This window comes from Comamonas piscis, assembly GCF_014109725.1.
In the GTDB taxonomy this organism is placed as follows: domain Bacteria; phylum Pseudomonadota; class Gammaproteobacteria; order Burkholderiales; family Burkholderiaceae_C; genus Comamonas; species Comamonas piscis.
The window spans coordinates 3,466,381-3,487,897 of record NZ_CP058554.1 but is presented as its reverse complement, the minus strand read 5'-3'; the positions used below and the strand labels follow the sequence as shown (position 1 = coordinate 3,487,897).

Annotated in this window: 21 protein-coding genes; 16 read left to right on the top strand and 5 right to left on the bottom strand. The window is 61.7% G+C overall.

Translation table 11 applies throughout. From position 1 onward, the window contains the following. The first annotated feature begins 37 nt into the window (after positions 1-37). Positions 38-1,063: a microcin C ABC transporter permease YejB gene (locus tag HS961_RS15755; RefSeq protein ID WP_182323584.1), complete on the top strand. Its 1,026-nt coding sequence runs from the start codon at positions 38-40 to the stop codon at positions 1,061-1,063. Between the two features lie 58 nt (positions 1,064-1,121). On the opposite strand, the gene HS961_RS15750 is transcribed toward HS961_RS15755, so the two are convergent. Then, positions 1,122-1,595: a DUF2127 domain-containing protein gene (locus HS961_RS15750; RefSeq protein ID WP_182323581.1), complete on the bottom strand. Its 474-nt coding sequence runs from the start codon at positions 1,593-1,595 to the stop codon at positions 1,122-1,124. 170 nt (positions 1,596-1,765) lie between these two features. Here HS961_RS15750 and HS961_RS15745 point away from each other — a divergent pair, with 170 nt between their 5' ends. The 4 genes from HS961_RS15745 to HS961_RS15730 all read left to right on the top strand — a co-directional run bounded on the left by HS961_RS15745 (position 1,766) and on the right by HS961_RS15730 (position 6,155). Continuing rightward, complete coding sequence (locus HS961_RS15745; protein WP_182323578.1) at positions 1,766-2,905, top strand: ABC transporter permease; 1,140 nt, start codon at positions 1,766-1,768, stop codon at positions 2,903-2,905. After that, the gene (locus tag HS961_RS15740) at positions 2,898-4,535 is read left to right on the top strand and encodes an ABC transporter ATP-binding protein (RefSeq protein WP_182323575.1); all 1,638 of its coding nucleotides are present in this window, start codon (positions 2,898-2,900) and stop codon (positions 4,533-4,535) included. Before HS961_RS15745 ends, HS961_RS15740 begins: the two co-directional genes overlap by 8 nt. Before the next feature lie 97 nt (positions 4,536-4,632). Further along, the gene (locus HS961_RS15735) at positions 4,633-5,403 is read left to right on the top strand and encodes an ABC transporter ATP-binding protein (RefSeq protein ID WP_182323573.1); all 771 of its coding nucleotides are present in this window, start codon (positions 4,633-4,635) and stop codon (positions 5,401-5,403) included. Next, on the top strand, positions 5,403-6,155 hold the full coding sequence (locus tag HS961_RS15730) for an ABC transporter ATP-binding protein (protein ID WP_182323571.1): 753 nt from the start codon (positions 5,403-5,405) through the stop codon (positions 6,153-6,155). Before HS961_RS15735 ends, HS961_RS15730 begins: the two co-directional genes overlap by 1 nt. 89 nt (positions 6,156-6,244) lie before the next feature. Here the strand turns inward: HS961_RS15730 and HS961_RS15725 are convergent, their stop codons facing one another. Continuing rightward, positions 6,245-6,847, bottom strand: coding sequence for a lipocalin family protein (locus tag HS961_RS15725; protein WP_182323570.1), 603 nt, complete (start codon positions 6,845-6,847; stop codon positions 6,245-6,247). A gap of 221 nt (positions 6,848-7,068) precedes the next feature. Here HS961_RS15725 and HS961_RS15720 point away from each other — a divergent pair, with 221 nt between their 5' ends. Next, positions 7,069-7,239, top strand: coding sequence for a hypothetical protein (locus HS961_RS15720; RefSeq protein ID WP_182323568.1), 171 nt, complete (start codon positions 7,069-7,071; stop codon positions 7,237-7,239). A gap of 136 nt (positions 7,240-7,375) precedes the next feature. Here the strand turns inward: HS961_RS15720 and HS961_RS15715 are convergent, their stop codons facing one another. Together HS961_RS15715 and HS961_RS15710 are read right to left on the bottom strand one after the other, a co-directional pair. Next, the gene (locus HS961_RS15715) at positions 7,376-7,702 is read right to left on the bottom strand and encodes a MerR family transcriptional regulator (RefSeq protein ID WP_182323565.1); all 327 of its coding nucleotides are present in this window, start codon (positions 7,700-7,702) and stop codon (positions 7,376-7,378) included. A 2-nt stretch (positions 7,703-7,704) separates the two neighbouring features. Continuing rightward, complete coding sequence (locus HS961_RS15710) at positions 7,705-8,658, bottom strand: DnaJ C-terminal domain-containing protein (RefSeq protein ID WP_182323563.1); 954 nt, start codon at positions 8,656-8,658, stop codon at positions 7,705-7,707. A gap of 189 nt (positions 8,659-8,847) precedes the next feature. Between HS961_RS15710 and HS961_RS15705 the strand changes: the two genes are divergently transcribed. The 7 genes from HS961_RS15705 (at position 8,848) to typA (ending at position 17,661) form a co-directional block, all read left to right on the top strand. After that, positions 8,848-9,216: a thioredoxin family protein gene (locus HS961_RS15705; protein WP_182323561.1), complete on the top strand. Its 369-nt coding sequence runs from the start codon at positions 8,848-8,850 to the stop codon at positions 9,214-9,216. A 201-nt stretch (positions 9,217-9,417) separates the two neighbouring features. After that, a complete protein-coding gene (rimP, locus tag HS961_RS15700) occupies positions 9,418-10,017 on the top strand; it encodes a ribosome maturation factor RimP (protein WP_182323559.1) in 600 nt (199 codons plus the stop codon). Positions 10,018-10,087: 70 nt separating this feature from the next. After that, the gene (gene nusA, locus HS961_RS15695) at positions 10,088-11,572 is read left to right on the top strand and encodes a transcription termination factor NusA (protein WP_182323557.1); all 1,485 of its coding nucleotides are present in this window, start codon (positions 10,088-10,090) and stop codon (positions 11,570-11,572) included. Positions 11,573-11,595: 23 nt separating this feature from the next. After that, on the top strand, positions 11,596-14,454 hold the full coding sequence (gene infB, locus HS961_RS15690) for a translation initiation factor IF-2 (RefSeq protein ID WP_182323555.1): 2,859 nt from the start codon (positions 11,596-11,598) through the stop codon (positions 14,452-14,454). Between the two features lie 6 nt (positions 14,455-14,460). Next, positions 14,461-14,838 (top strand): 30S ribosome-binding factor RbfA, encoded by a 378-nt coding sequence (gene rbfA, locus HS961_RS15685; protein ID WP_182323554.1) that lies wholly within the window; start codon positions 14,461-14,463, stop codon positions 14,836-14,838. Positions 14,839-14,842: 4 nt separating this feature from the next. Further along, positions 14,843-15,835, top strand: a complete 993-nt coding sequence (gene truB, locus HS961_RS15680; protein ID WP_182323552.1) for a tRNA pseudouridine(55) synthase TruB — start codon at positions 14,843-14,845, stop codon at positions 15,833-15,835. After that, positions 15,832-17,661, top strand: a complete 1,830-nt coding sequence (gene typA / locus HS961_RS15675) for a translational GTPase TypA (protein ID WP_182323550.1) — start codon at positions 15,832-15,834, stop codon at positions 17,659-17,661. Before truB ends, typA begins: the two co-directional genes overlap by 4 nt. Positions 17,662-17,774: 113 nt before the next feature. Here the strand turns inward: typA and HS961_RS15670 are convergent, their stop codons facing one another. Next, on the bottom strand, positions 17,775-18,665 hold the full coding sequence (locus HS961_RS15670) for a LysR family transcriptional regulator (RefSeq protein ID WP_182323548.1): 891 nt from the start codon (positions 18,663-18,665) through the stop codon (positions 17,775-17,777). Between the two features lie 106 nt (positions 18,666-18,771). Between HS961_RS15670 and HS961_RS15665 the strand changes: the two genes are divergently transcribed. From HS961_RS15665 to HS961_RS15655, 3 genes are read left to right on the top strand one after another with little or no spacing between them, the layout of a single operon-like run. Then, positions 18,772-19,950 (top strand): CaiB/BaiF CoA transferase family protein, encoded by a 1,179-nt coding sequence (locus HS961_RS15665; protein WP_182323546.1) that lies wholly within the window; start codon positions 18,772-18,774, stop codon positions 19,948-19,950. 21 nt (positions 19,951-19,971) lie between these two features. Further along, positions 19,972-20,481, top strand: coding sequence for a MaoC family dehydratase (locus HS961_RS15660; RefSeq protein WP_182323544.1), 510 nt, complete (start codon positions 19,972-19,974; stop codon positions 20,479-20,481). A gap of 55 nt (positions 20,482-20,536) precedes the next feature. Then, a complete protein-coding gene (locus tag HS961_RS15655; protein ID WP_182323542.1) occupies positions 20,537-21,514 on the top strand; it encodes a Bug family tripartite tricarboxylate transporter substrate binding protein in 978 nt (325 codons plus the stop codon). Positions 21,515-21,517: the final 3 nt, after the last annotated feature.

The following is a 21,517-nucleotide window of genomic DNA, read 5'->3' as shown; positions in this document are numbered from 1 at the left end:
GCTTGCCCGCCCGTGCTGACCCTGGAGCCCGCACCGCATGTTTGCCTACATCCTCAAACGCCTGCTGCTGATGATTCCCACCTTGTTCGGGGTCCTGCTGCTGACGTTTTTGGTGATCCAGTTTGTGCCGGGTGGCCCTGTTGAGCAGTACTTGGCAGAGGCCAAGGCCGGCAGCCGTGGTGCCGAGGGCGCAGGCATGGCCTACCGGGGTGCGCAAGGCATCGACCCCAAGCGGCTCGACGAAATCAAGGCCTTGTACGGCTTTGACAAACCGCCCGCCGAGCGCTTTGTGCAGATGCTGGGCCAGTTTGCGCGCTTTGATTTGGGCAACAGCTTTTTTCAGAACAAGAGCGTCTGGCAGCTGATCAAGGACAAGCTGCCGGTCTCCATCAGCCTGGGGCTCTGGACCTTTTTCATAAGCTACCTGATCGCCGTGCCGCTAGGCATTGCCAAGGCAGTGCGCGCGGGCAGCCGCTTTGATTTGCTGAGCACCATCATTGTGCTGGTTGGCTATGCAATACCAGGCTTTGTGCTGGGGGTGGCGCTGCTGGTGATTTTTGGCGGGCAGTTGCAGATGTTTCCGCTGCGCGGCCTCACGTCATCAAGCTGGGAAGACATGGGCTGGGCCGCCCGGGTGGTGGACTACCTCTGGCATATCACCTTGCCGGTGACGGCCATGGTGGCGGGCAGCTTTGCAGTGACCGCCATGCTCACCAAGAATGCGTTTTTGGAAGAGATCCGCAAGCAGTATGTGGTGACGGCCAAGGCCAAGGGCCTGAGCGAGCGCCAGGTGCTGTGGCGCCATGTGTTCCGCAATGCCTTGCTGCCGATTGTCACAGGCTTTCCCGCCGCCTTTATCGGCGCCTTCTTCACAGGGGCCTTGCTGATCGAGACCCTGTTCTCGCTCGACGGCCTGGGCCTGCTCAGCTACGAGAGCGTGATCCGCCGCGATTACCCCGTCGTGCTGGGCACCTTGTACCTGTTCACCTTGATCGGTTTGCTCACCAAGCTGGTCAGCGACCTGTGCTATGTCTGGGTCGATCCGCGTGTCAAATTTGACTGAGGCGCGTATGCCCGCATTGGCCACGCTACCGACACCACCAGCCGCTTTCTGCTGCGGCTCAGGCTTTGCGCCGCAGGTACAAGCGCCGCAGCAGCACGGCCACCACCACGGTATTGAGAATCAGCACCACCGCACCTTGCCAGTGGCGGTGCGCCAGCAGGTGCTGCACTTCCAGGGGAATGTACAGACCGGAGGACAGCGCACCCAGCCATTCGCCCCAGGCCTTGTCATGCCACAAACCCCAGGCCTCCAGCCAGCGCAGCGCGATATAAGTCGCGCCCAGCAGCACGAGGGTGTGGATGGAGGTGGCATTGATCTTGTCCACCCAGGTGATCAGCACGGCCGGATAACGCGCCTCGGGCGACAGGCCAAAGTGCCCGATCAGCTCCAGCGCGAGCCGGTGCAGATCGTGGTGCAGCAGGCTCAGCAGCCCCAACAGGCCCAGCAGTGCGGCCAGGCCTTTGAGCGCTTCAAAAATGGCAATGCTTTTGAGCGCGGTGCGCAAGGCTTGGGCGGTGTTGGTGGCAGACATGGCGCAGAGCATGGCCGATGGCGCGCCGTTTGGCTGTCGGCCAATAGCGACATCGCGGATGCTAGTGCCATCGCCGCCGCAGCTGCGACAGTCATCACAGTTGGCCCCAGGCACCCACATTCAGTGACAGGAGGGGGAGGGTGCCCATACCGTCTCCGCAGACCATAACAATGACCAAGCCTGTTTCCCCATTGCCACCCGGCCGCTCTCCCGCCGCCCGCGCCTGGCGCCGCTTCAAGTCCAACAAGCTGGGCTTTTACAGCCTGCTGCTGTTTGTAGTGCTGGTGGTGCTCAGCCTGTTCGCCGAGGTGCTCAGCAACGACAAACCCCTCATCGTGCGCTACCAAGGGCAGACCTATTTCCCTCTCGCCAAGGACTACCCGGAGACCACGTTTGGCGGCGATTTCCACACCGCGACCGACTACCTCGACCCCTTTATCGAGCAGCAATTGCGCAAAGACGGCAACTGGGTGCTGTTCCCCCCTAACCATTTTGGGCCGGGCACCATCAACTATTTTGCCAAGTCGCCCACGCCGTCTGCCCCGTCTGCCGACAACTGGCTGGGCACCGATGACCGGGGACGGGATCTGCTCGCACAGCTGATATATGGCTTTCGGGTGAGTGTGCTGTTTGGCCTGGCGCTGACGGTAGTGGGCACCATTATTGGTGTGCTGGCGGGGGCCATCCAGGGCTTTTTTGGCGGCAAGGTGGATTTGGTGGGCCAGCGCTTTACCGAGATATGGAGCGCCATGCCGACCTTGTACCTGCTCATTATCTTCAGCGCCGTGTTGGCCCCCAGCGTGGCCTTGCTCCTGGTGCTGCTGAGCCTGTTCAGCTGGATGGCGCTGGCTGACTATGTGCGGGTGGAGTTTTTGCGCAACCGCCAGATGGACTATGTGAAATCGGCGCAGGCGCTGGGCGTGCCGAGCTGGAAAATCATGTGGCGCCACATTCTGCCCAACAGCATGACGCCGGTGGTCACCTTCTTGCCGTTCCAGATGAGCGCGGCGATCTTGACCTTGACCTCGCTGGACTTTCTGGGCCTGGGCGTGCCCCCCGGCACCCCCAGTCTCGGTGAACTGCTCAACCAGGGCAAGAACAGCATCGATGCCTGGTGGATTTCGCTGGCCACCTTTGCGGTGCTGGTCATCACCTTGCTGCTGCTGACCTTTATGGGCGATGCGCTGCGCGATGCGCTGGACCCGAGAAAGCAGCTGAACACGCCCGCGGGCGACAAGCCCGTTGCGCCCGCCGCAGCACCAGCACCGTCGACCGCGGCGGCAAATACCAAGGAGGCGCAGCATGCTTGAGAGTGCATCCATTCCGGCTGCAGTGCCTGCGCCGCTGTTGCAGGTCAACCACTTGCATGTGGGCTTTGGCGGCCAGGACGTCGTCAAGGACCTGAGCTTTTCCATCCAGGCCGGCGAGAAGCTGGCCTTGGTGGGCGAATCTGGCTCGGGCAAGACCATCACGGCGCTGTCGCTGCTGCGCTTGGTGGGTGATGCCCAGCTGCGCGGCGAGGCGCTGATGGGTGGGCGCAACCTGCTGCAGATCTCCGAGCGTGAAATTCAAGCAGTGCGCGGCGATGAGATTGCGGTGATCTTCCAAGAGCCGATGACGGCGCTGAACCCGCTGTTGACGATGGGCGCGCAGATTGCCGAGGTGCTGCAGCTCAAACGCGGCATGGGCGACAAGGAGGCCTGGGCGCAGGCCGTAGAGCTGCTGGCCACCACCGGCATCCGGGAGCCCGAGCGGCGCGCCGGCAGCTACCCGCACCAGTTGAGCGGTGGCCAGCGCCAGCGCGCGATGATTGCGATGGCCCTGGCCAGTCGGCCCAAGCTGCTGATTGCCGACGAGCCGACGACCGCGCTGGATGTGAGCCTGCGAGGCCAGATTCTCGAACTGCTGAGCGACCTGCAGCGACAGACCGGCATGGCCGTGCTGATGATCACCCATGATTTGCCGCTGGTGCGGCATTTTGCCGACCGGGTGGCCGTGATGGAAAAAGGCCGGCTGGTGGAGCAGGGGCCTGTGGCCGACGTGTTTGCCGCACCCCAGCACCCCTACACCCAAAAGCTGCTGGCCAGCACGCCCCAGCGCCAGGTGGTGGCTCGCCAGCCCGATGCGCCGGCGGTGCTGCAAACGCAGGGCTTGCAGGTCAGCTATGCCACCCCGCTGCCAGGCATTCGCGGCTGGTTTCGCAAAGGGCGGTTTGATGCGCTGCGCGGCGCCAGCATGGTGCTGGGCCGGGGCCAGACCTTGGGGGTGATTGGCGAGTCGGGCTCGGGCAAATCCACCTTGGCCCAGGCGATTTTGGGCCTGTTGCCCAGCCAGGGCGAGCTGCGCATTGACCAGCAGAGCTGGCAGCAACCGCCGCAGCACAACAGCGCCTCCAACCAGCAACTGCGCCGCAAGGTGCAGGTGGTGTTCCAGGATCCGTTCTCGTCGCTGTCGCCCCGGATGACGGTGCAAGAGATCGTGGGCGAAGGCCTGCAGCTGGCGCAGCCTGGGCTGAGCGCTGCACAACTGCGCGAGCAGGTGCTGGCCATGCTGAACGAAGTGGGCATGACCGAGGTGCAGTTCCCCGAGCTGCTCGACCGCTACCCGCATGCGTTCTCTGGCGGCCAGCGCCAGCGCCTGGCCATTGCCCGCGCGCTGATCGTGGACCCGGAGATTTTGGTGCTGGATGAGCCCACCAGCGCGCTGGACGTCACCATCCAGCAGCAGGTGCTGGCTTTGCTGCAGCGCTTGCAGCGCGAGCGTGGCCTCAGTTATCTGCTGATCACCCACGATGTGGCGGTGATCCGCGCGATGGCGCATGAGGTGCTGGTGATGAAGGACGGCGAGGTGGTGGAGGCGGGCGAGGTCATGCAGGTGCTTGACGCCCCCCGCGAGGCCTATACCCAGCGCTTGATGGCTGCGAGCCTGGAGCTGAGCTGAGTTTGCAGCCCAAGGCGTCAAGATTTTTAAAGGCCATTGGCCAGATTTTTTAAGCGACAGGCGGCGTGGGTCTGTCTGCGCAATGACCTGGATTTCCATGACAGAACTGCTGCAAGTGACCGGTTTGGGCAAGCGCTTTGGCGGCGTGCAGGCCGTTGCCGACGTGGGCTTTGCGCTGCGCCCGGGCGAGGTGCTGGCGCTGATTGGCCCCAACGGTGCCGGCAAGACGACGACCTTCAATATGCTGGGTGGCCAGCTGCGGCCTGATGCCGGCAGCATGCTGCTGAATGGCACCGCCTTGGGCGGCAAGCTACCGCGCGAGATATGGCGGCTGGGGGTAGGGCGTACCTTCCAGATTGCCGAAACCTTTGCCTCGCTGACGGTGGCCGAGAATGTGCAGATGGCCTTGTTGTCTGCGGCAGGCCGCACGTTCGGGCTGTGGCAAAAAGCGGCTGCGTTTGAGCGCGAGCAGGCGCTGGCCTTGCTGGCGCTGGTGGGCATGCAGGACCAAGCGGACCGCGCCTGCAATGCGCTGGCCTATGGCGATGTGAAGCGGGTGGAGCTGGCGATGGCCATGGCGCATAAGCCCTTGTTGCTGCTCATGGATGAGCCGACCGCCGGCATGGCCCAGGCCGAGCGGCTGCAACTGATGGCCCTGACCCGGCAACTGGCCCGCGAGCGCAACATGGCGGTGCTGTTTACCGAGCACAGCATGGATGTGGTGTTCGCCTATGCGGACCGCATCATCGTGCTGGCGCGGGGCCGGCTGATTGCCGAGGGTACGCCGGAGGCTGTGCGGCACAACCCCGAGGTGCAGGCGGTGTACCTGGGCACAGGCAGCACCTATGACAGCCAGGAGCCCGTGTGATGACCACGCAGACAAGCAACGCAAACGCCGATGTGCTGCTGCAGGTGAGCCAGTTGAACGCCTGGTATGGCGAGGCCCACATTCTGTTTGATGTGGCGCTGGAGGTGCGGCGCGGTGAGGTGGTGGCCTTGATGGGCCGCAATGGCGCGGGCAAATCGACCACGCTCAAGGCCATCATGGGGCTGGTGGAGCGGCGCCAGGGCAGTGTGCGCTTTATGGGCCAGAGCATTGCGCAGGCTGACGCTTGGCAGATCGCCCGCATGGGCCTGGGCTATGTGCCCGAGGACCGGCGCATTTTCAGCGAACTGACGGTGCTGGAGAACCTGGAGGTGGGCCGCCAGCCCCCGCGCAGTTGGGCTGATGGCAGCGCCGCCAGCCACTGGACCGTGGACGAGCTGCTGGCAGCTTTCCCCAATCTGGCGGCCATGCCGCAGCGCCCCGGTGGCCAGATGAGCGGCGGCGAGCAGCAGATGCTGACGGTTGCCCGCACCTTGATGGGCAACCCCTATCTGGTCCTGCTCGACGAGCCTTCAGAAGGGGTAGCGCCGGTGATTGTCGAGCAGATGGTACAGATGGTGCTGCAGCTCAAGCGCCGGGGCGTGAGCATTCTGCTCTGCGAGCAAAACCTGCACTTTGCCCGCTTGGTCAGCGACCGGGCCTATGTGCTGGAAAAGGGCGTGGTTCAGTTTGCCGGCAGCATGCAGGCCTTGATGGATGAGGAGCGGGCGGGGGCCAAGCGGATCGGCGTTTGATACACCGTTCATAGCGCAAAGCCTGCGGCACTGCGCAGGCTTTACAAGTGGCAAGATGAGCCGCCAGAGGCGACGCTAGCGGAAGCCGCTTACCAGTGGCCAGTGGGGTTGATGCCGTCCTGCATCACCCAATGAATACGCGAGGTCTCGACGCCCATCAACGCTGCCTGGTGCACCAGCATGTCGCTGGTCTTGCCATCCAGCACTGGCTGGCGCGAGAGCAGCTTGAAGGAGTCGGTGGTGTCGCCCATCAGCATGGCCCAGCGGTAATCGGGGTCGATGGCAACCACATGGTAGCCCTCATGGAAGGGGCCCATGAACGAGGCCTTCATCGCGCCAAAGTGGGGTGCACCCACAAAGCGGGCAATACCATGGCCCTCGACCCAGCGGTGGGTGCCTGCATGGAATCCCCGGGTGGTGATGCCCAGGCTGCCATCGCTCAGCAGTTCGTACTCCACACGCGAGCGTGTCAGCGGCTTGCCCAGGCCGCGCTCGATGCGGGCGATCTCATACCAGTCGCCGACAAAGCGATCCACATCAAAGTCGGCCACCGGTTCGATCAGGTCCACAGGTACGACTTTGCGAGATTTGCTGCTGGCCCACCAGTAAACGGCCAAGGCCGCCACACCTGCTGCGAGGGGGAGCCAGAGGGTGCGCTGTTGCGGCCGTTGTTGATGATCGAGCTCATGCATAAGAAATTATTCCTTGTTCTGTTTTATGAATCCTAACCAGATAGACGTAATTTACAAGCTGGTAGAGCGGGCGAAATGTAAGCAAAGCGCCTGATTTGCGCGGTTGCCTTGCGGCTTGCATGCCTAATTTCGCACCAAGGCGCGGGAATTAGCAGGTATTTTTATCTGCTTGCGTAGCATCTGTGGCCTAATGTCGGTTTTGTTTATCGCGAGGTCCCAGGATGGGCAACAAAATCGTTACCGAAGCTGACCGCAAGTTCACCCCTCAACCCACGTTGCCTAACGGCAAGAGCCTGCCTACGGCTGGCCGTGGTCAACAGGCTAGCCGTGCCCGTGGCACCGCTACCCGTTCGAAGAAGAACCCAGGCAAGCGCACGCACAAGGGCGGTTAATACCGCTACCGGTTTTGCCCCGTCCGCATGCCGCGCTTGCCACGATCAGGCGCGGCATGCGGATGGAGCTTTTTCGGTCAAGACAAGCCCGCATCTGCGGGCTTTTTTGCGTCTGTCTGAGCGGGAAGGGCGGGGCTCAATGCTGCCGCAGCCGGCGGCGCAATTCCAGAACCTCTTCCATCAGGTCTACCGTCATGGCCGCGAGCTGGGGATCCGCGTCGTAGGTGTGCTCCAGCGAGGCCAGGCGGCGCGCTCGAACAATACAAGTGCCAGCAAAGCGCCAGCTCGCAACGGCTTCAGGGTTGCGCGTACCGGTGCTGGGTGTCAGCACGCCATCGATGACGCGGGCCTGCACCCAGGCCAGGTTGCGTTGGCAGGCCTGCGCCAGGCTGGCGGCATCGAGGCTATCGTCCGTGATGATCTCCAGCATCGTCGTGTGTACGGTGGTCGTGTAGTGGGGCATCGTCAGTCTCCTTGGCGCGGCTGGTAATGGGGGAAGGCCTTGGCAAAATCTGCATAGGCGGCACGTTCCGGCTCGTTGGTGGCGGGCGGAATGTGCAGCTGCAGTTCCAGGTACAAATCCCCGGGAGTGGCTGAAGGCAGGCCCTTGCCCTTGATGCGCAGCTTGCGCCCGGCAGACCAGCCTGCGGGAATGCCCACTTCCAAAGTTCCGGCAGGGGTTGTCACCTCGGCGCTGCCGCCCAATGCAGCCTCCCAGGGGCTGATCGCCACCGGCATATAGACATCCTTGCCTTCGGCACGCCAGCGTTTGTCGGGGCGAAAATGGACTTCCAGCAAGAGATCGCCTGCAGGGCCACCTTGGTAGCCAGGCCCGCCTTGGCCGGCCAGGCGAATCATCTGCCCCTCGCGCACGCCAGGGGGGATTTTCACCTGCAACTGCCGCTCCTGGCTGCGCAGGCTGCCATCGCCGTCATAGGCCTGGCCATGCAGGGTCAGCGTCTTCTCAGCCCCCTGGTAGCTGTCCATCAGGTCCAGCTCGATGCTGGCATGCTGGTCGTCACCGCGCATTGGTGGTGGCGCACCGGTACGGTGCTGGCCGCGCGCGGCATTGCCAAACATCTCGCGGAAGAAATCGCTGTAATCGGCGTCGCCCCCCATGCTCTGGCGGCGGAACTCATAATCGCCGCCGCCAAAGCCCTCGGCGTTGCGGAAAGGGTTGCCCGCACGCGGGTCAAAACCGCGCGGTGCATTAAGCATCTCGTCGTATTCCGCTCGCTTTTGCGCATCCGACAGCACGGCGTTGGCCTCATTGACCTCGGCCATGCGCTGCTGGGCATCTTTTTCCTTGCTCAGGTCGGGGTGGTATTTGCGGGCGAGTTTGCGAAACGCCTTTTTGATATCGTCGGCGCTGGCTTTTTTGTCCACGCCTAGAACGTCGTAGTAGTTTTTGGAATCCATGCCTGCTCCCAATGGTGTGACAATTTGCTGTTGTACCGGCAACTGCCCAATGGCTGATGACTGTTATGAACTTAGTTGCTTTTTGAACTGATTCAAGTCAGAGAAGCGCGTATTTGCAAATGCCCTGGCCCGCCTGGCAGCGCCAATGGTGGTAAAAATACGGCTTTCTTCGTGGATGGGGTTTGCTGTATGACCGAGGCTGCGCGTGCGCCCTGGCTGGTGGTGTGTCTATGCGCACAGTGGTGTGGTACCTGTGGCCAGTACCAGGCGGTATTTGAGGCCTTGGCCCAGCAATGGCCAGACATGGCCTTTGTGTGGCTGGATGTCGAAGACGAAGAAGAGGCGCTGGGGGAGCTGGATATCACCACCTTCCCCACGGTGTTGCTGGGCCGCGGTGAAGAAGCCATGTTCCTGGGCCCGGTGCTGCCCCAGCCGGGCGTGCTGCAGCGCATGCTGGAGCGCTTTTCGCAAGGCGATGCACAGGCCCTGCCTGCCCAAGACGATGCCCATGCGTTGCTGCAGCGCACGGCAGCGATATTGCAGGCGCGCAGCGCATAGGCCGAGTCGTTATCACGCCTAAAAGGCAGGGCGCGTGATTGCAACGATACTGGTTTGCCCCTATAATAGATGTCTACACGACCAACCGGGCGGTGCCAACCGCCCGTTTTTTTTGGTCGCATGTTTTTCAGCTCGGTGCTGTGGAATGTGTAACATTCCATGGTTCTCGGGTTTTTTGTATTTGCGGGATATATAGCACACGTGAGCTTGCAAGAAACCACCCTACAAACGGTGAGCGGCCTGGGCTACGACTTGGTGGAGATCGAACGCTCCGCCAGCGGCCTTTTACGCATCACCATCGATCTGCCATGGAGCGGGGATGCTGTCCGCCCGGAAGGCGTGCCAGAACAGTTTGTCACGGTGGAGGATTGCGAGAAGGTCACGCGCCAGCTGCAGTTTGCGCTGGAAGTCGAGGGCGTGGAATACAAGCGCCTCGAAGTGTCGTCCCCTGGTATTGATCGCCCCTTGCGGCATGAGCAGGATTTCATCCGCTTTACGGGTGAAGTGGTGGATTTGACGCTGAGAGAGGCCATTGGCGCAGCCGCCGAAGGCACTGCGATCAGCGCCAACCGCAAGAAATTTCGAGGCACGCTTGAGCGCACCGAAGCAGGGGGCTGGCAGATCGTCTGGAGCGATGCACCCGCTGTCAAGCCCGGCGCTCGCGTCAGCAAGAAGCGCCCGCCTGCACCTTTGCAAAGTCTTGGTTTTACGTTCGATGAGTTGCGGGAAGCGCGTCTGGCGCCCATCGTGAGTTTCAAGGGTAAAGCTGCTGCGGGCAGTGCCGGCGAAGCCGAAGCCTGAATCGCCTAGCGCATGGTGGCGCCGATGATGCCGCCTTCTGGTTAAAAGATTGAAATAGGAGAGTCGTCGCATGAATCGCGAATTGTTGATGCTGGTGGATGCCATCGCGCGCGAAAAGAACGTAGAGCGCGATGTGGTGTTTGGCGCTGTGGAATCTGCCCTGGCCCAGGCTACGAAGAAGCTGTATTCCGGCGAAGTGGATGTGCGTGTGGCTATCGATCTCGATACCGGCGACTACGACACTTTCCGCCGCTGGTTGGTGGTGCCCGATGATGCGGGTCTGCAAAATCCGGATGCCGAAGAAATGTTGATGGACGCCGTCGACCGCAAGGAAGACGTGGAAGTCGGTGACTACATCGAAGAACAGATCGAATCGGTGCCGATTGGCCGCATTGGCGCCATGGCTGCCAAGCAGGTCATTCTGCAAAAGATCCGTGATGCTGAGCGCGAAATGCTGCTCAACGACTTCATGGCACGCGGCGACAAGATCTTCAACGGCACCGTCAAGCGCATGGACAAGGGCGACATCATTGTCGAATCCGGTCGCGTGGAAGGCCGCTTGAAGCGCGGTGAAATGATTCCGAAGGAAAATCTGCGCAATGGTGATCGGGTTCGCGCCATGATCATGGACGTGGATCTGACCTTGCGCGGCGCTCCCATCTTGCTCTCGCGCTCGGCGCCAGAGTTCATGGTCGAGCTGTTCCGCAACGAAGTGCCTGAAATCGAGCAAGGCCTGCTGGAGATCAAGAGCTGTGCTCGTGATCCAGGCAGCCGCGCCAAGATTGCCGTGCTGAGCCACGACAAGCGGATTGACCCGATCGGCACTTGTGTCGGCGTGCGCGGTAGCCGCGTGAACGTGGTCACCAATGAGCTGGCTGGCGAGCGTGTGGACATCGTGCTGTGGTCGGAAGACCCCGCGCAGTTCGTGATCGGTGCACTGGCTCCGGCCAATGTTTCCTCGATCGTGGTGGACGAAGAAAAACATGCCATGGACGTGGTGGTGGATGAGGAAAACCTCGCTATCGCCATTGGCCGTGGCGGTCAGAACGTCCGTCTGGCTTCCGACCTGACCGGTTGGAAGATCAACATCATGGATGCGGCCGAATCGGCCCAGAAGCAGGAAGAAGAAACCAGCACTTCCCGCAAACTGTTCATGGAAAAGCTGGATGTGGACGAGGAAATCGCCGACATCTTGATCGAAGAAGGTTTCTCCAGCCTGGAAGAAGTGGCCTATGTGCCGCTGCAGGAAATGCTGGAGATCGAGCGCTTCGATGAAGAGACGGTCAATGAACTGCGGACGCGCGCCAAGGATGCGCTGCTGACGATGGAAATTGTCCACGAAGAGAGTGTTGCCCGTGTTTCCCAAGAGTTGCGTGATCTCGAAGGGATGACGCCTGAGTTGGTAGCCCAGCTGGAAGCTGGTGGAATCCACACGCGTGACGACCTGGCCGATTTGGCCATTGATGAATTGACCGAGCTGACCGGACAGTCTGCCGATGACGCAAAAGCCTTGATCATGAAGGCCCGCGAACATTGGTTTGATGGACAGGAATAAGGTCAGGAGGCACGGAACAAGATATGTCGAGTAATACTGTCGCCGAGTTCGCTGTTGAACTCCAAAAATCACCGGATACATTGCTGGAACAACTGCAAGCCGCAGGCGTGTCCAAGCAAGATGCATCCGATGCACTGACCGAAACAGACAAGCAAGCGCTGTTGTCCCATCTGCAGGCCGCCCACGGCGCTGCCGACCGCAAGAAGATCACATTGACCAAGAAATCTACCAGCGAGATCAAACAAGCCGATGCCACCGGCCGGGCGCGCACCATCCAAGTGGAAGTGCGTAAAAAACGTACCTTCGTCAAGCGTGACGATGTGGCGGAACCCGATTCGGAAGAAGCCCTGAAGCACGCCGAGACCAAGCAAAAGGAAGCCGAGCACAAGGCTGAGCTGGTCAAGCGCGAAGAAGAGGCCCGCCACGAAGCCGATCAGATCAGCAAACAAGAAGCTGATCTGGTGCAGCAGCGTGCCGACCGCACCGAGCGCGAAGACCGCGAGCGCAAAGAGCGCGAAGCGGAAGAACGCGCCGCTGCCTACGTGGTGAAGACGCAAGAGCGCAAGGCCCAAGAGGTCGCGGAAAAGGCTGCAGTGGCCCGCATCCACGCCCAGGATCTGGCTGCCCGCAACGAAGCCCAGGCTGAAGCCAAGAAAAAGGCCGACGACGAGTCCAAGGCCCGCGAGGCTGAAGAGACTGCGCGTGCCGTCGATCTGGACGAGCGCCGCCGCAAAGCCTTGGCCGAAGCCGAAGCCATCCGCGCCATGATGAATGCACCCAAGAAGGTGCTCGTGGCCAAGAAGCCTTCGGAAGAGAAGAAGGAAGTCAAGCCTGCCGACGCCAAGAAGGGCACCTTGCACAAGCCTGCCACCACCGCAGGTGCTGGCGCTGCCAAGCCTGCCGCTGGCGCCCCTGGCAACAAGGAAGTCAAGTCGGCCAAGCTGTCGTCGAGCTGGAGCAACCAGAACGACAGCAACGGCAAGAAAAAAGAACTCAAGACGCGTGGTGACTCGTCGGGTGGCGTGGCCAACCGGGGTAACAACTGGCGTTCGGGTCCTCGTGGCCGCCGTGGTAACGACCGCAATGACCACCGTGGCCCGCAATCGGCTGCACCGGTGGAAGCACGCGTGATCGATGTCTACGTGCCAGAAACCATCACTGTGTCCGAGTTGGCACACAAGATGGCGATCAAGGCATCTGAGGTCATCAAGGCGCTGATGAAGATGGGCCAGATGGTCACCATCAACCAGCCGTTGGACCAGGACACCGCGATGATTGTCGTGGAAGAAATGGGCCACAAGGCGCACGTTGCTGCGCTGGACGATCCAGAAGCCTTCACGCTGGAAGAAGAATCCCAGTCCGAATCCGAAGCGCTGTCTCGCGCTCCGGTGGTGACTGTGATGGGCCACGTTGACCACGGTAAGACCTCGCTGCTGGATTACATCCGCCGCAGCAAGGTGGCCGCTGGTGAAGCCGGTGGTATTACCCAGCACATTGGTGCTTACCACGTGGAAACGCCACGCGGCATGATCACCTTCCTGGACACCCCAGGCCACGAGGCCTTCACGGCCATGCGTGCCCGTGGTGCACAGTCCACCGACATCGTGATTCTGGTGGCCGCTGCCGATGACGGCGTGATGCCCCAGACCAAGGAAGCGATCAAGCATGCACGCGCTGCGGGTGTGCCAATCGTGGTGGCTATCACCAAGGCGGACAAGCCCGATGCCAACCCAGAGCGCGTCAAGCAAGAGCTGGTGGTTGAGCAAGTGGTGCCCGAAGAATACGGTGGCGATTCGCCTTTCGTGGCGGTGTCGTCCAAGACCGGTCAAGGCATTGACGAGCTGCTGGAGCAAGTGCTGCTGCAGGCCGAAGTGCTGGAACTCAAGGCACCGGTGGAAGCCAATGCCAAGGGTCTCGTGATCGAAGCCCAGCTGGACAAGGGTCGCGGCCCTGTGGCCACGGTGCTGGTGCAGTCCGGTACCTTGAAGGTCGGCGATATCGTGCTGGCAGGTCAAACCTATGGCCGCGTGCGTGCCATGGTCGACGAAGACGGCAAGGTCGCCAAGCATGCCGGCCCTTCGCTGCCCGTCGAGATCCAAGGTCTGTCGGATGTGCCGCAAGCCGGTGATGATTTCATGGTGCTGCCCGATGAGCGCCGTGCCCGTGAAATCGCCACCTACCGTGCTGGCAAGTTCCGCAACACCAAGCTGGCCCGCCAACAAGCAGCCAAGCTGGAAAACATGTTTGCCGAAATGGGTGCCGGAAGCGTTCAGTCGCTGCCGATCATCATCAAGGCCGACACTCAGGGTTCGCAAGAAGCACTGGCGACCTCGCTGCTCAAACTCTCGACCGACGAGGTCAAGGTGCAGATGGTCTACACCGGTGTGGGTGGTATCAGCGAGTCGGACGTCAATCTGGCCCTGGCATCCAAGGCTATCGTGATTGGTTTCAACGTGCGTGCCGATGCGCAAGCACGCAAGACCGCCGAGAGCAATGATGTCGATATCCGCTACTACAACATCATTTACGATGCGGTCGATGAGCTGAAGGCAGCCATGTCCGGCATGTTGGCACCCGAGCAGCGCGAAGAGATCATCGGTATGGCCGAGATCCGCACCGTGTTCGTGGCATCGAAGATCGGTACGGTGGCAGGTTCGTACATCACCCAGGGTCACGTTACCCGCAACGCACACTTCCGTTTGCTGCGCGACAACGTGGTCATCTACACGGGTCAGATCGATTCGCTGCGCCGCATGAAAGACGATGTCAAGGAAGTCAAGGAAGGCTTCGAGTGCGGTATCAAGCTCAAGAACTACAACGACATCAAAGAAGGTGATATGTTGGAAGTCTTTGAGATCAAGGAAATCGCTCGTACGCTGTAATTTCCGATGGCAACTCGAAAGAAAACTGCTGCGCCTAACCGCAGCTTCAAAGTCTCCGACCAGATCCAACGGGATCTGTCGGAGCTGATCGCCCGCGAGTTGAAGGACCCGCGCGTTGGCATGGTAACCCTGCAAGCCGTTGAGGTGACGCCGGATTACGCCCACGCCAAGGTGTATTTCAGCTTGCTGATCGGCGACCCGGACCAGACCCAAGAAGCATTGAACCAGGCTGCTGGTTTCTTGCGCAATGGCCTTTTCAAGCGCCTGCATATCCACACCGTGCCGACCCTGCATTTCATCTACGACCGCACCACCGAGCGTGCAGCCGACATGAATGCCTTGATCGCCAAGGCTGTGGCATCGCGCGGACCTGAGGAAGGCTGAGCCCATGAAAGCCCCTCGCACACGGGTGCAGCGGCGCCCTGTGCACGGGGTGTTTCTGCTTGATAAACCCATTGGCCTGTCCAGCAACGACGCTTTGCAAAAAGTGAAGTGGCTGCTGCGCGCCGAAAAAGCCGGCCACACCGGCACGCTCGATCCTTTGGCGACTGGCGTGCTGCCGCTGTGTTTTGGCGCGGCGACCAAGTTCAGCCAACTGCAACTCGATGCGCCCAAGACCTACGAGGCCTTGGTGCACCTGGGTGCCACCACCACCACCGGCGATGCCGAGGGTGAGGTGATGCAGATCTGGGAGGTCGATGCGCTGGCCTTGACGCCTGAGAAACTGGCTGCTGTGGCGGCCCAGTTCACTGGTGCCATCAGCCAGGTGCCGCCGATGTACAGCGCGCTCAAGCGTGATGGCAAGGCCCTTTACGAATATGCCCGAGCCGGTATCACGCTGGAGCGTGAGCCGCGTGCCGTCACCATCTTGCACCTGGCGCTGTCCAGGGTGGAAGAAGAGCAGGCGTTTACCGCCCTCAAGATGACGGTGCGATGCAGTAAGGGAACCTATGTGCGAACACTGGCCGAAGACATTGGCCAGGCGCTCGGCTATGGCGCGCATCTGCGCAGCCTGCGCCGCATAGAAACCGGTGGGATTGACCTGTCCCGCTGTGTGAGCCTGCAAACCCTCGAAGCGCTCCCGGATGACCAGCGCCTGCAAACCGTGTTGCCTGCCGACACCTTGCTGGCCGAGCACACCCGTGTCACGCTCGATGGTGATAATGCAGGCAGATTTCTGTCCGGCTTGCGCCGGCGGGGTGAATGGGCCGATGCCGATGCAGTGGCCGTTTATGGAGAGGAGCCTCCTGCGCTTTTGGGTGTGGCACACATCCGGGCGCGCGAGCTCATCCCCGACCGCCTTTTAAGCCCCGTCGAGATTCAACAAATTTTGGAAGGAACGCCGCGCCCACAAGCCAGCGGCATTTTGGAAACATCATGAGCAAACAAATCCGCAATATTGCGATCATCGCCCACGTTGACCATGGCAAGACGACCATGGTGGACCAGCTGCTGCGCCAGTCTGGTACCTTCGCTGAACACGAAAAAGTCGTGGACACCGTGATGGACAACCATGCCATCGAGCGCGAGCGCGGCATCACGATTCTGGCCAAGAACTGCGCCGTTTCCTGGAAAGACACCCACATCAACATTCTCGACACCCCGGGTCACGCGGACTTCGGCGGTGAAGTGGAACGCGCGCTGTCCATGGTGGACGGTGTGGTGCTGTTGATCGACGCGCAAGAAGGCCCCATGCCCCAAACGCGTTTCGTGACCAAGAAGGCACTGGCCCTGGGCCTGAAGCCTATCGTGGTGGTGAACAAGGTCGACAAGCCCGGTGCCAACCCCGACAAGGTCGTGAACGCTGCGTTCGACCTGTTCGACAAGCTCGGCGCCACCGATGAACAGCTGGACTTCCCCGTGGTGTACGCCTCGGGCATCAACGGCTGGTCGTCGAAGGAAGAAGGCGAGCCAGGCGCGCAATGGGGTCCCGACATGTCGGCCCTGTTCGAAACCGTGCTGGAACACGTGCCTGCTGTGCAAGGCGACGCCTCGGCACCGCTGCAGATGCAAGTCTCCGCGCTGGATTACTCCACCTTCGTGGGCCGTATCGGCGTGGGCCGTATCACCCAGGGTACCCTCAAGCCCGGCCAACAAGTGGCTGTGATGTCCGGTCTGGACGGCAAGAGCTACACCGGCAAGATCAACCAGGTCCACACCTTCCAAGGTATTGACCGCGTGCAAGCGAGCGAAGCCGGTCCTTCCGAGATCGTGCTGATCAGCGGTATCGAAAACATCGGTATCGGCGAGACCGTGACCGACCCGACCAATCCACAGCCTCTGCCGATGCTGAAGATTGACGAGCCGACGCTGACCATGAACTTCTGCGTGAACACCTCGCCACTGGCAGGTCGTGAAGGCAAGTACGTGACCAGCCGCCAGATCTGGGACCGCCTGCAAAAGGAACTGCGTTCCAACGTGGCCCTGCGCGTCAAGGAAACCGACGAAGACGGTATCTTTGAAGTGGCTGGCCGTGGTGAACTGCACCTGACCATTCTGCTGGAAGAAATGCGCCGCGAAGGCTACGAGCTGGCCGTGTCCAAGCCACGCGTTGTGATGCAAATGATCGACGGCGTGCGCAACGAGCCAATCGAGCTGGTGACAGCCGACATCGAAGAAGGGCACCAAGGCGGCGTGATGCAAGCCCTGGGCGAGCGCAAGGGCGAGCTGGTGAATATGGAACCCGATGGCCGCGGTCGCGTCCGTCTGGAATACCGTATTCCTGCCCGTGGTCTGATCGGTTTCACGAACGAGTTCCTGAACTTGACCCGTGGTTCCGGCCTGATCGCCAACATCTTCGACAGCTACGAGCCACACAAGGGCGAAATCGGCGGCCGCAAGAACGGCGTGCTGATCTCCATGGACGACGGTGAAATCTTCACCTACGCCCTGGGCAAGCTGGACGACCGTGGCCGCATGTTTGTGAAACCTAACGATCCTGTGTATGAAGGCATGATCGTGGGTATCCACAGCCGTGACAACGACCTGGTGGTGAACGCCACCCGTACCAAGCAGCTGACCAACTTCCGCGTGAGCGGCAAGGAAGACGCGATCAAGATCACGCCTCCTATCGAGATGTCGCTGGAATATGGTGTGGAGTTCATCGAAGAAGACGAACTGCTGGAAATCACCCCCTCCAGCCTGCGTGTGCGCAAGCGCCACCTGAAGGAACACGACCGCAAGCGCGCAACGCGCGAAAACGCATAATCTGCGCTGCGTCGTTAGACCAACACCCCCAAGGCCGCATCTGCGGCCTTTTTTGCGTCTGTGTCTGCGTAGCATTCAGGCTTTGGCGCTGTCCAGCAGCGTCGCAGCCTTCGTCAGGGCTTAAGTTGGAGCAGCAGCTCCTTCAAGCGCTGCGCGGTGGCGATGGGTTGGCGCTGGTTCAACGCCAGCGCAATGCCGATCTGGGGCAGGTTCTGCGCATCGGCCAGCTCTCGGAACACGACCCCTGGCGTGGAAGCCTTGGCCACCACGGCGGGCACCAGGGCCACGCCCAGGCCGGCGCCCACCAGGCTCACCAAGGTCTGGGCCTGCACAGCATGCTGCTTGATCTGCGGCATAAAGCCGGCGTTCTGGCAGGCCAGCACCACCAGCGCATGCAGGCCGGGCACCTCGCTGGGGCGGTAGTTCACAAAGGGCTGGTCTGCCAGATCGATCAGCTGCAATTGGTCCTTGATCAGCAGCGGGTTGCCGGCGGGCAGCGCGGCAATCAGGCGATCGGGCTCGACCAGGGTGATGGACAGGTCGGTGGCTTGCGTCACCGGGTAGCGCAGCAGGCCGGCATCAAAATCTCCGCTGGCGACCTGGGCGCAGATCTCGCGCGTGGTCGATTCGGTCAGCACCAGGTCAATGGCAGGGTAGGCCGCGCGAAAGGCCTGCACCAGCTGAGGAATCAACGAGAACGTGGCCGAGCCGATAAAGCCGATATGCAAGCGCCCCAGCTCGCCGCTGGCTGTCGCCTGTGACACGGCCTGCACCTGGCGCGCATGGTAGAGCGCGAGCTTGGCGCTCTCCAACGCAGCCCGGCCGGCGCCCGACAGCACCGTGCCGCGCCGATCCCGCTCAAACAGCTGCACGCCCAGGTCGTCTTCCAGCTTGCGGATCGACTGCGACAGCGGCGGCTGCGACATATGCAGCTGCTCGGCCGCCTGGCGGTAGTTCAGGGTTTGCGCCAGGGTGACGAAGTGGCGCAGTTGGCGCAAGTCCATTGATATCTCCTGTGTATCAGTACCTGTCAATTGCGACATAGACACAGCTGTGAAACATATCAAATAATGCCATTCATCGCTATCACCACAACGACGGAGACAAGCCTTGAGTGCATTGACAGGCCTGCGGGTGCTGGACCTATCCAGCGTGATTTTTGGGCCGCTGGCCAGCCAGGTGCTGGCCGATTACGGCGCCGAGGTGATCAAGATCGAGCCGCCAGCGGGCGACTCAACGCGCTACACCGGGCCGGCGGCAGAGGCCGGTATGTCGGCGCTGTTCATGGGTTCCAACCGCAGCAAGAAAAGTGTGGTGCTGGACCTGAAGGCGCCCGAGGCCCAAGCGGCCTTGCATGCGCTGCTCAAGACCACCGATGTCTTCATGCACAGCATGCGCCCGCAAAAGTTGGCCAAGCTGGGGCTGGACCCGGTGCAGCTGCGCGCCCATTACCCGCGCCTGGTCTATGTGGGCCTGCATGGCTTTGGCGAGGGCGGCCCGTACGCCGGCCTGCCCGCCTATGACGATGTGATCCAGGGCATGAGCGGCCTGGCCGACCTGATGGAGCGCCAGACGGGCGAGGCCCGTTACCTGCCGACGATAGCAGCAGACAAAACCTGCGGCCTGGTGGCAGCGCATGCTGTGATGGCGGCGCTGTTTCAGCGCGAACGCACGGGGGAGGGCAGCTTTGTCGAGGTGCCGATGTACGAAACCATGGTCGGCTTCAACCTGGTCGAGCATTTCTACGGCATGCATTTTGAGCCTGCGCTCAGCGGCGCTGGCTACCCGCGCGTGATGGCGCCCTGGCGCAAGCCTTACAAGACGCTGGACGGCCATGTCTGCATGATGCCCTACACCGACGGCCACTGGCGGCGCTTTTTTGCCGCCGTGGGCCAGCCCGAGTTGGCGCAGGATGAGCGCTTTACCACCCAGGCCCAGCGCACCCGCAACATTGCGCTGCTGCTGGAGACCATGAGCAGCCATGTCGCGCAAAAGGACACCGCCTATTGGCTGGCCACCTGTGCGGAGTTGGAGATTCCGACCGCGGCAGTGGCGCGCATGGACGACCTGCCGCGCGACCCACATCTGCAAGCCACCGGCTTTTTTGTCGAAAAGCACGACCCCGCCATGGGCACCGTGCGCTTCCCGCGCTCATCCGTGCGCATCGACGGTGCGCAGGCCCCCATTGGCATGCCGCCGCGCCTGGGCGAGCACACGCAGCAGCTGCTGCGCGAGGCCGGTTGGGACGATGCCCGCATTGCGGCGTTGCAACCCTCGGTGGCTGAATGAAATGCTGAAAGTAAAAACACCATGACTGCCAATAACTGGATCTCTTCCACCGACAACCGGTCCGCTGCCCTGGCGGCCACGCCGCGCATGGGCCAGGGCTTTGTCTGGCAAGACCTGCAAGTCGGCCAGCAGCTGCGCACCTTTCGCCGCACGGTGACGGAGACGGACCTGGTCAACTTCATCAACACCACCGGCATGCTCGAAGCCATCTTTATCGAAGACGGCTACGACGGCGGTGCGATCCGGGGCCGGCCTGTGCCGGGTGCCCTCACCTATACCTTGATAGAAGGCTTCATTCTGCAAAGCATGATCCAGGGCACGGGCCTGGCGATGCTGGAGCTGCACCAGAAGATTCTGGCCCCGGTGGTGGTGGGCGACACGATTGAGGCGCTGGTGGAGGTGACCGATATCAAACCGACCAGCAAGGGCGGGCGGGCGGTGGTCACCTCGCGCATCGAGGTCTACAACCAGCGCCAGGAGCAGGTGATGGTCTACACGGCAGTGCGCTTGCTGGCAGGACGCGAGGCCTAGCTAACGCGGCCCCAACAGGCCGCGCCGGATAAGAGAAAAAATACAGGAGACAAGCATGACTTATGTTCTTTTACGTCGTTCGGCGCTGCTGGCTGTTGCAGCGGCGGCTGTTTGTGGCGCTGTGCAGGCGCAAGACGCCTGGCCCAGCCGGCCCATCACCCTGGTCGTGCCCTTCCCGCCGGGCGGGCCGACAGACATGGTGGCCCGGGTGCTGGCCCAGCAGGTCGGCCAGCAGCTGGGGCAAACGGTCATCGTCGACAACCGGCCCGGCGCCAACGGCAATATCGGCAATGCGCTGGTGGCCAAGGCCGCCGCCGATGGCTATACGGTGCTCTACAACACCTCGTCGATTGCGCTCAGCCCCTCGCTGTACAAAAAGCTCAGCTATGACGTGGCCAAGGACCTGCGCCCGGTCGCACTGACCGCCGTGGTGCCGCTGGGCCTGGTGGTCAATCCCAAGGTGCCTGTCAACACCGTGCAGGAGTTTGTGAAGTACGCGCAGGACAACAAGGGCAAGCTCTCCTACGGCTCGGCTGGCAACGGCAATGTCACCCACCTGGCTGCCTTCCAGGTGGTGCAGCACTACCGCATCGACGCCGCCCATGTGCCCTACAAAGGCAGTGCGCCAGCCGATGTGGACCTGGTAGCAGGCCAGATTGAGTTCATGACCGACACCATCAACTCGGTGGCGCCCTTTATCAAGGACGGCAAGCTCAAGCTGCTGGCTGTCAGCACCGCCAAGCGCATCGAGAATTTTCCGGACGCACCCACCCTGGCCGAAAGCGGCATGACCGGCTTTGAGGCCGGTGCCTGGCAGGGCGTGATGGTGCCCGCCAAGACGCCCGACGCAGTGGTACAGCGCCTGAACGCCGAACTGATGAAGGCCTTGAAGGACCCTGGCGTACTGGAGAAACTGCGCCTGCAAGGCACCGAGCCCTTGGGCTCCACGCCGCAGGCCTATGGCGACTACATCCAGAGCGAGATCAAGCGCTGGGCCGGCGTGGTCAAGAGCACCGGCGTGTCCCTGGACTGAACG